This is a genomic window from Actinomadura sp. HBU206391 (assembly GCF_014323665.1).
Taxonomy (GTDB): domain Bacteria; phylum Actinomycetota; class Actinomycetes; order Streptosporangiales; family Streptosporangiaceae; genus Actinomadura_C.
Genome location: NZ_JABVEB010000236.1, coordinates 1 through 8,050, shown reverse-complemented (window position 1 = coordinate 8,050; position 8,050 = coordinate 1). Strand labels below are relative to the sequence as shown.

The window sequence follows — 8,050 nt, the reverse complement described above, 5'->3', positions numbered from 1 at the left end:
GACGCCGACCTGCGCTCCGCCCGCGCGGGACACCAGGCCCGCGCCCGGCGCGACCTGCTGCTTCCGGCCCTGCACGCGGTCAACGACCGTACGGGCTGGCTCAGCGAGGGCGCGATGGACTACATCTGCCGCCGGCTGACGGTGGCGCCCGCGGAGGCGTACGGCGTCGCGACGTTCTACGCGATGTTCTCCACGCGTCCCCGCCCGGCCCGCGTCCTGCACGTCTGCACCGACCTGGCCTGTGAGGCGCGGGGCGCAGCCGCGCTGTGCGAGGGCCTGGAGGATCGTCTCGGGCCGCCGGGCACGGCGGACGGTGGGGTCGTGTGGCATCACAGTCCTTGCCTCGGCCTGTGCGAACGCGCCCCCGCGGCGCTGCTGCTGGAGGCCGGCACGACGCCGCGGACGGCCGTCACCGGCCCCGCGACCGTCGACTCCGTACTGGCCGCGGCCCACGATCCCGGCTCGGCCGGCGCCGAGCCACCGGCCGGGGTCGCCGTCCCCCAGGCCGGCGACCCCGGGCTGGTGCTGCTGCGCCGTGTCGGCGTCGCCGACCCGGCGAGCCTGGACGACTACCGGGCGAACGGCGGCTATCTCGCGTTGCGGCGCGCGTTCGACCTCGGCCCAGCGGGGGTGATCAGGGAGGTCCTCGACGCCGGGCTGGTCGGTCGCGGCGGCGCCGCGTTCCCCACGGGCCGCAAGTGGCAGGCGACCGCCGGCCAGCCCGACCATCCGCACTATCTCGTCTGCAACGCAGACGAGAGCGAGCCCGGCACGTTCAAGGACCGCGTGATCATGGAGGGCGACCCGTACGCCCTCATCGAGGCGATGACGATCGCGGCCTATGCGACCGGGTGCCCGCGCGGCTATATCTACATTCGCGGCGAGTACCCCCGCGCCCTGCACCGGCTCGAGCACGCCATCACCTCGGCGCGCACTCGGGGGCTGCTCGGCGACGACATCCTGGGGCACGGCCTCTCATTCGACATCGAGATCCGCCGCGGCGCCGGCGCGTACATCTGCGGCGAAGAGACCGCGATCTTCAATTCCATCGAGGGGCTGCGGGGAGAACCGCGCAGCAAGCCGCCGTTCCCGGTGGAGAAGGGCTTGTTCGGCAAGCCCACGGTCGTCAACAACGTCGAGACGCTCGTCAACGTGCTGCCCATCCTCATGGGGGGCGGGCGGGCCTTCACCTCCGTCGGCACCGAGCAGTCGACAGGCACCAAACTGTTCTGCCTGTCCGGAAGCGTGCGGCGACCCGGGATCTACGAGCTCCCGTTCGGCGCGACGCTGCGCGAGCTGCTCGCCATGGCCGGCGGCGTGCCCGAGGGCCGCTCGCTGCGGGCGGTGCTGCTCGGCGGGGCGGCGGGCGCGTTCGTCCGAGCGGACGAGCTCGACGTGCCGCTGACCTTCGAGGGGACGCGGGCGGCCGGCACCACACTGGGCTCCGGCGTCGTGCTCGTCCTCGACGACGGCGTCGACCTGGCCCGGATCCTGCTGCGCATCGCCGCGTTCTTCCGCGACGAGTCGTGCGGCCAATGCGTGCCGTGCCGGGTCGGCACCGTGCGCCAGGAGGAGGCGCTGCACCGGATCACCGCACCGGGCGGCTCTCCCGATACCGATCTCGCGCTGCTTCGCGAGGTCGGGCAGGCGATGCGCGACGCCTCCATCTGCGGCCTCGGCCAGACCGCGTGGAACGCCGTCGAATCGGCCATCGACCGTCTCGGCGTCTTCGCGGCGCCCTCACCCGGGGAGAACCCATGAGCATCGTTCAGCTGGAGATGCCCCGCCGCCTCGTCGAGATCACCGTCGATGGGGAGAGCTCGCGCGTCCCCGAGGGGTCCACGATCCTCGACGCCTGCGCGGGGGCCGGCAAGGACATCCCCACGCTCTGCTACGGCGACACGCTCACCCCGAAGAACGCGTGCCGGGTCTGCGTGGTCGAGGTCGAGGGCGCCCGCGTCCTCGCCCCCGCGTGCTCCCGCCGCGTCGAGGACGGGATGGTCGTGAAGACCGACACCGAGCGCGCCCGGCACAGCCGCAAGGTCGTACTGGAACTGCTCGCCTCGTCGGTCGACCTGTCCACCACGCCGCGGGCGGCCGAGTGGATCGCGGAGTACGAGGCCGAGCCTGAGCGGTTCGGCCCACAGGCCGAGCCCGCCGCCGTGGGCGAGCGCGACGCACGGCACACCGGTGAGCACGAGCGCCCGGACGGTGCCGCCGCCGAGACGGTGCACCAGCCGACGCTGGTCGACAACGACCTCTACGTGCGCGACTACGCCAAGTGCATCCTCTGCTACAAGTGCGTGGACGCGTGCGGCGAGCAGTGGCAGAACACCTTCGCCATCTCCGTCGCAGGTCGCGGGTTCGACGCCCGCATCTCCACCGAGCACGCCGCCCCGCTGCCCGACTCGGCCTGCGTCTACTGCGGCAACTGCATCGAGGTCTGCCCCACCGGGGCCCTGTCGTTCAAGACCGAGCACGACATGCGGGCCGAGGGCACCTGGGACGAGTCCGCGCAGACGAGCACCACCACGATCTGCACCTACTGCGGCGTCGGGTGCAACCTCACGCTGCACGTACAGGACAACTCCATCGTCAAGGTGACCTCACCGCACGACAATCCCGTCACCCACGGCAACCTCTGCATCAAGGGCCGCTTCGGCTTCCAGCACGTGCAGAGCCGCGGCGACGGCGGCGGTGAGCGAAGGCGCCGGCGGGACGACGCGTAACCGGCCGCGACACCGGTCGCGATCCGGCGCCGCACTACCGCGCGTTCACGACGGAGCCCCTGCCGGCGGCGGGCCGGGACGCGCTGGTCGCCCGGATCCGCGTGATCTTCGACAGCCCCGCTCTCAGCGCCGCCGCGAACGGCCTGCTCTACCGGCAGCGCAAGGCGCTCGCCCGGGTTCTGGCCGAGGAACACGACGAGATGACGGCCGAGCTGATGGCGGCCCAGATCACCGCCTCCATGCTCACCCTCCAGGAGTCGTTCTTCAACCGGCTGGCCGGGCGCCTCGCTGGAGGAGGCCGGCCGCCGGCTGACCGAGGACGTCGAGCTCGCCTTCGACCTGCTGCAACACGGATTCGATCACGCGAAAGGGCAATGACATGCGTGCACGGGGCATCAACTACGACACCGGGTTCCTTCCCGGGCTCTCCTCCCGTACGACGTTCGTGCCCGAGACGGTCCAGCGCGACATGGCGGTGATCGCCGGTGAGCTGCACTGCGACGCCGTACGGGTGTCCGGCGGCGATCCCGCACGGCTGAGCGTCGCCGCCGAGTACGCCGCGGCCGCCGGACTGGAGGTCTGGTTCGCGCCCTTTCCCGTGGACCTGCCGCCCGAGGAGATGCTCCCGTTCTTCGCCGACTGTGCGCAGCGTGCCGAGGCCGTACGGCTCGAGGGCACCGAGGTGGTGTTCGTCACCGGTTGCGAGATCAGCGCCTTCTGCGCCGGCTTCATACCGGGCGACACCTACGGTGACCGTCTCCAGGCCATGGCCACCGCCGACATGGAGTGGTGGACCTCCCTCGGTCCGGTTCAGGAACGGGTGAACGGCTTTCTCGCCGAGGCAGCCGCGGTCGTCCGCGCCCACTTCGGCGGGCCGGTCACGTACGCCTCGGCCCCCTGGGAGACCGTCGACTGGCGCCCGTTCGACATCGTCGGCGTCGACGCCTACCGGGCCGCCTACAACGCCGACACCTTCCGACCAGAGGTACGCGCGCACTTCGAGCACGGCAAGCCGGTGGCGGTGACGGAGTACGGCACCTGCGCCTACCGGGGCGCGGGCGAGCTCGGCGGGATGGCCTGGCAGCCGCCTGAGGGGGCGGTGCCGGACGAGGGCGAGCAGGTGCGCTACCTCACGGAGCTGCTGGACGTCTTCGAGGAGGAGGGCGTCGACACGGCGCTCTGGTTCACCTTCGCCGGCTTCACCAGGATCAAGGAGGAGGATCTGTCCTCCTACGGCGTGGTGAGAATGCTCGACGAGACGCGCTGGGAGCCGAAGGAGGTCTTCAGCGCGATGGCGGCGAGGTACGCACGCACCTGACCGGCCCCGGTGGTCAGCCCTCCACCATCAGGTACGGCTGGAACGCCGCGCGAAGGCCGGCCGGCATCTCCTTCTTGCGTTTGGTGACCGGGTCGATGAAGACGTGCCTCACCTCGCCGTCGGCGATCAGCCGGTCGGCCACCGTGAAGGTCGGGTGGATCACCATGCTGGTGGCGCCCAGACGGGCGATCGGCAGCCGGATGTCGACGAGTTCGTCGAACCGGGCGCCCTCCCGGAACCGGATCCGCGCCTCGGCCACCACGACGTCATGGCCCGCGGCGACCATGTCCGTCCAGGTGCTGCCCGCCGACCGCCACAGCTCGGTCACCGCGACGTCGTACAGGAACAGGTACTGGCCGTTGAACACCACGCCCTGCGCGTCACACTCCGAATACCGCACCCGCACGCGGTGCGTGAAGATGTCGCCCATGGCGGCACCCTAGCCGTTCAATTCGGCCGTTCGGTTTGGCGCTTCGATTCGGCCGTTCGATTCGGGCGCTCGATCAGCGCACGATCACGACCGCGTTCCCCCGGGGAACGATCTCGCCGATGACGGGGTGGCCCGGCACCTCGCCGACGACGAGGAGCCCGCCCGAGGTCTGCGCGTCCGCGAGCAGCAGCGCGTCCTGTTCGGAGCGGCCGGTGAACTCGGTGTGCGGGGACGCCCAGTCGAGATTGCGGCGGGTCCCGCCGGAGACGTAGCCCGCGTCGGCGGCGTCGCGGGCCCCGTCGAGGTAGCCGACCGCCGTATGGTCGACGAGTGCGGTGACCCCGCTGGCGCGGGCCAGTTTGTAGAGATGGCCGAGCAGGCCGAATCCGGTGACGTCCGTCGCGCACCGGGCGCCTGCGGCGAGCGCCGCCCGGGACGCGTCTCGGTTGAGGGTCGTCATGCCTGCGACGGCGTGCGGGAAGCACTCGCCCGTCGCCTTGTGCCGGTTGTTGAGCACGCCGACGCCCAGCGGCTTGGTCAGCGTCAGGGGGAGCCCTGGTCGGGCGGCGTCGATGCGCAGCAGCCGCTCGGGGTCGGCCACCCCGGTGACGGCCATGCCGTACTTCGGCTCGGGATCGTCGATGCTGTGCCCCCCGGCGACGTGACAGGCCGCCTGCGCGGCGATGTCCGCGCCGCCGCGGAGTACTTCGCCGGCGACTTCGACGGGGAGCGACTCGTAGGGCCAGCCGAGCAGGTTGACGGCGACCAGCGGCTCGCCTCCGACCGCGTACACGTCGGAGAGCGCGTTGGCGGCGGCGATCCGGCCGAAGTCGTAGGCGTCGTCCACGACGGGGGTGAAGAAGTCGGCGGTCGCCACGACCGCGCGATCACCGTCGAGCCGTACGACGGCCGCGTCGTCACCGTGGTCGAGCCCGATGAGCAGATCGTCGCCGGGCGTGCCGCCGAGGCCGGCGACCATCCGTTCGAGCCGGCCGGGCGGGATCTTACAGGCGCAGCCACCACCGTGCGCGTACTGCGTGAGCCGGTACGTCATCTACCTGAATGTAGTTGTATGGTGCTGGTGCTGGAGGCGATCAGGTGCCTGGTGGCCCTCCCTGTCTTCAAAACAGGTGGCGCTGAGCATCTCAGCGCGGCGGGTTCGATTCCCGTTCGCCTCCGCCACCCGGCCGCCAAAAGCCCCCCGCTCCACCGCGACGTCCGTGCCGTGATCATGCAGTTGTTCGCGCGCGAACGGCCACCGCTCACTGATGGGATGCCGCACGGGTTCTCCGGCTCAGCGGCAACGGCGCCGGTTGTCCGCGAGCCGCTCGGTGCGGCCCCGCCGGTCGAGGTGCTCCAGCAGCGGGATGACGACCCGGCGGCTGGTGCCGAGCGCCGTACGGGCCTCACTGGCGGTGAACGGCTGCGGGAGAGTGGCGAGGATGCGGGCGGCGTCGGCGTCCGCACCGGGCGCTAGCACGATGCCGGGGGCGATCCGCAGCAGCAGACCGGCGCGTTCGGCGGCCGCGAGCGACTTGCCGGTGAGCCCCAGTGCGGCGAGCCGGTCGGCCTCCGGCGCCTGGAACGGTGCCGTCTCGAGTTCGCCGTGCACCTGCCGCACCGCCGCCATGATCGTCTCGGGTAGCTCGGCCGGGCCCGCCGCCCCGTGCACCCGCCCGTCGCGCAGCCGCAGCGGCTCGTGTACCAGGGCCGTGGCCAGCCGCCGGTCGGGCAGCTCCAGCAGCTGCCGTACGGTCTCGACCGGCACGCCCGGATCGAGCGGGTGATCGGCGGCGTGCCGGCTCACGACCTCCTGCAGCCGTCGGCGGGCCTTCTCCCAGTACGCCGGGTCGGCGCGCCATCCGGGTGCCACTTCCAGGCCCGTGGGCTCGCACCCCATGGCGACGATCTCGGCCTCGCGCATGACCTGATGCTGGCGCAGCATGATCTCGCCGCCGGGCCGGTCCGGCCGCCCGGACAGCTCACTGGCGCGCCGAGCGGCCGCCCCTCGGCGCCGCAACGGCGGCGGGGCCACATCGAGCACGCTCGCGCCCATGACGCGGCGGGTGCCCGGGTCGCGCAGGACGGCCCGGTCACCGACATGCAGAGGCAGCTGCGTCGACAGCCGAAGCCGGGCCGTGTCGTCGCCGAACGGCCGCACGCGCGCGGTGACCGCGGCCGATCCGATGTGCAGGGTCAGCTCGCGGGCGGTCAGCCGCTCGTCGCCGGTCGTCCGTACATCGATCTCGTCGGTCGCGGTCCATCCGCCCGGAGAGGTCACCGCCATGCCCCGGGAGACACCGGAAAGGTCAACTCCGCGCAGGTTCACCGCCACCCGGGCGACGGCGTCGATCCGGTCTGCCCGTTTCTTGAGCGACTCCAGCCCCCGCACCCGCACGCGCTCTCCCCCGGGCGCGAGCACCAGCTCATCGCCGACGGCGATCGCCCCGCCCGTGAGCGTGCCGGTGACGACGGTGCCGCTGCCCTTGATCGTGAAGGCGCGGTCGATCCAGAGCCGTACCGGTGCGTCGGTGTCGGGTTCCGGGCTACGGGCGGCGAGCCGGTCGAGGGCCGCCCGCAGCTCTTCGAGCCCCTCCCCCGTCCGCCCGCTGACGACCACCGTCTCGTGGTCGGCGAGGGTGCTGCCGGCCATCTCGCGGCGGGCCTGGCGCAGCGCGTCATCGGGCGCGGCCAGATCGGCCCGAGTGATCACCAGCAGCCCGTCACGGACGCCGAGCGCGTCGACGGCCGCGAGGTGCTCAGCCGACTGGGGCATCCATCCCTCGTCGGCGGCGACCACGATCATGACGGCCGGCGCCGGGCCGATGCCGGCGAGCATGTTGGTGATGAACTTCTCGTGGCCGGGAACGTCGACGAAGGCCAGTCGCGCCCCGGACGGCAGCTCGGTCCAGGCGAAGCCGAGGTCGATCGTCATGCCCCGGCGGCGCTCCTCGGCCCACCGGTCGGGCTCCATGCCGGTCAGTGCTCGCACCAGGGTCGACTTGCCGTGGTCGACATGGCCGGCGGTGGCTATGACCCGCATCGCACCACGACATCACGCAGAACGGAGTCGTCGCCGGGGTCGACCGAGCGCAGGTCGAGCAGTGTGCGCCCGCCTTCCACCCGTCCGACGACCGGCGGCCGGCCGCCGCGCAGCGCCTCGGCGTAGGACTCCGGGAGACTGACCGCCGCGCTGGCCAGTTCGACGCCCGGCGCCCCGCCGCCGCCGACGCCGGCGACGGAGTCGACGGCGAACGCGTCGATCCCGGCCACCGCGATCGTCTTGGCGAGCTCCTCGGCCCTGGTTCTCACCGCGCCCGGGTCGGCGCGCAGGGCCTGTTCCGTGGGCGGCGGCGGCCCCTGGAGCGTCGCTTCGAGGGCCGCCGACGTGATCTTGTCGATGCGCAGGGCGCGGGCGAGCGGGTGGCGCCGCAGTCGTTCGACGATCGCCCGGCTGCCGAGCAGCAGGCCGGCCTGCGGGCCGCCGAGCAGCTTGTCGCCGCTGGCGGTGACGAGATCGGCGCCGTCGCGCAGCGCGGTCGCCGCGTCGGGCTCGGCCGGCAGGCCGGCCTC

The 8,050-nt window shown here is 72.5% G+C and carries 7 protein-coding genes and 1 tRNA gene; 4 read left to right on the top strand and 4 right to left on the bottom strand.

The features are described from left to right. The 3 genes from HKK72_RS32460 to HKK72_RS32450 all read left to right on the top strand — a co-directional run. Positions 1-1,761 (top strand): NAD(P)H-dependent oxidoreductase subunit E (locus HKK72_RS32460; protein ID WP_187238253.1); only part of this gene is annotated, 1,761 nt, incomplete at its 5' end. Then, positions 1,758-2,729 (top strand): 2Fe-2S iron-sulfur cluster-binding protein, encoded by a 972-nt coding sequence (locus HKK72_RS32455; protein WP_187238252.1) that lies wholly within the window; start codon positions 1,758-1,760, stop codon positions 2,727-2,729. The genes HKK72_RS32460 and HKK72_RS32455, both read left to right, overlap by 4 nt. A gap of 379 nt (positions 2,730-3,108) precedes the next feature. Continuing rightward, positions 3,109-4,047 carry a hypothetical protein gene (locus tag HKK72_RS32450; protein WP_187238251.1) on the top strand — a complete coding sequence of 313 codons (939 nt, stop codon included), beginning with the start codon at positions 3,109-3,111 and terminating at the stop codon, positions 4,045-4,047. 13 nt (positions 4,048-4,060) lie between these two features. Here the strand turns inward: HKK72_RS32450 and HKK72_RS32445 are convergent, their stop codons facing one another. Both HKK72_RS32445 and selD read right to left on the bottom strand, forming a co-directional pair. Beyond that, entirely contained in the window at positions 4,061-4,477 is a 417-nt protein-coding gene (locus HKK72_RS32445) for an acyl-CoA thioesterase (protein WP_187238250.1), read from the bottom strand. A gap of 73 nt (positions 4,478-4,550) precedes the next feature. Continuing rightward, positions 4,551-5,531 carry a selenide, water dikinase SelD gene (selD, locus tag HKK72_RS32440; RefSeq protein ID WP_187238249.1) on the bottom strand — a complete coding sequence of 327 codons (981 nt, stop codon included), beginning with the start codon at positions 5,529-5,531 and terminating at the stop codon, positions 4,551-4,553. Positions 5,532-5,563: 32 nt separating this feature from the next. Here selD and HKK72_RS32435 point away from each other — a divergent pair. Further along, positions 5,564-5,659: transfer RNA gene (locus HKK72_RS32435), tRNA-Sec, on the top strand. A 112-nt stretch (positions 5,660-5,771) separates the two neighbouring features. On the opposite strand, the gene selB is transcribed toward HKK72_RS32435, so the two are convergent. Then, positions 5,772-7,520, bottom strand: a complete 1,749-nt coding sequence (gene selB / locus HKK72_RS32430; RefSeq protein ID WP_187238248.1) for a selenocysteine-specific translation elongation factor — start codon at positions 7,518-7,520, stop codon at positions 5,772-5,774. Continuing rightward, positions 7,508-8,050 (bottom strand): aminotransferase class V-fold PLP-dependent enzyme (locus tag HKK72_RS32425; protein ID WP_410050365.1); only part of this gene is annotated, 543 nt, incomplete at its 5' end. The genes selB and HKK72_RS32425, both read right to left, overlap by 13 nt.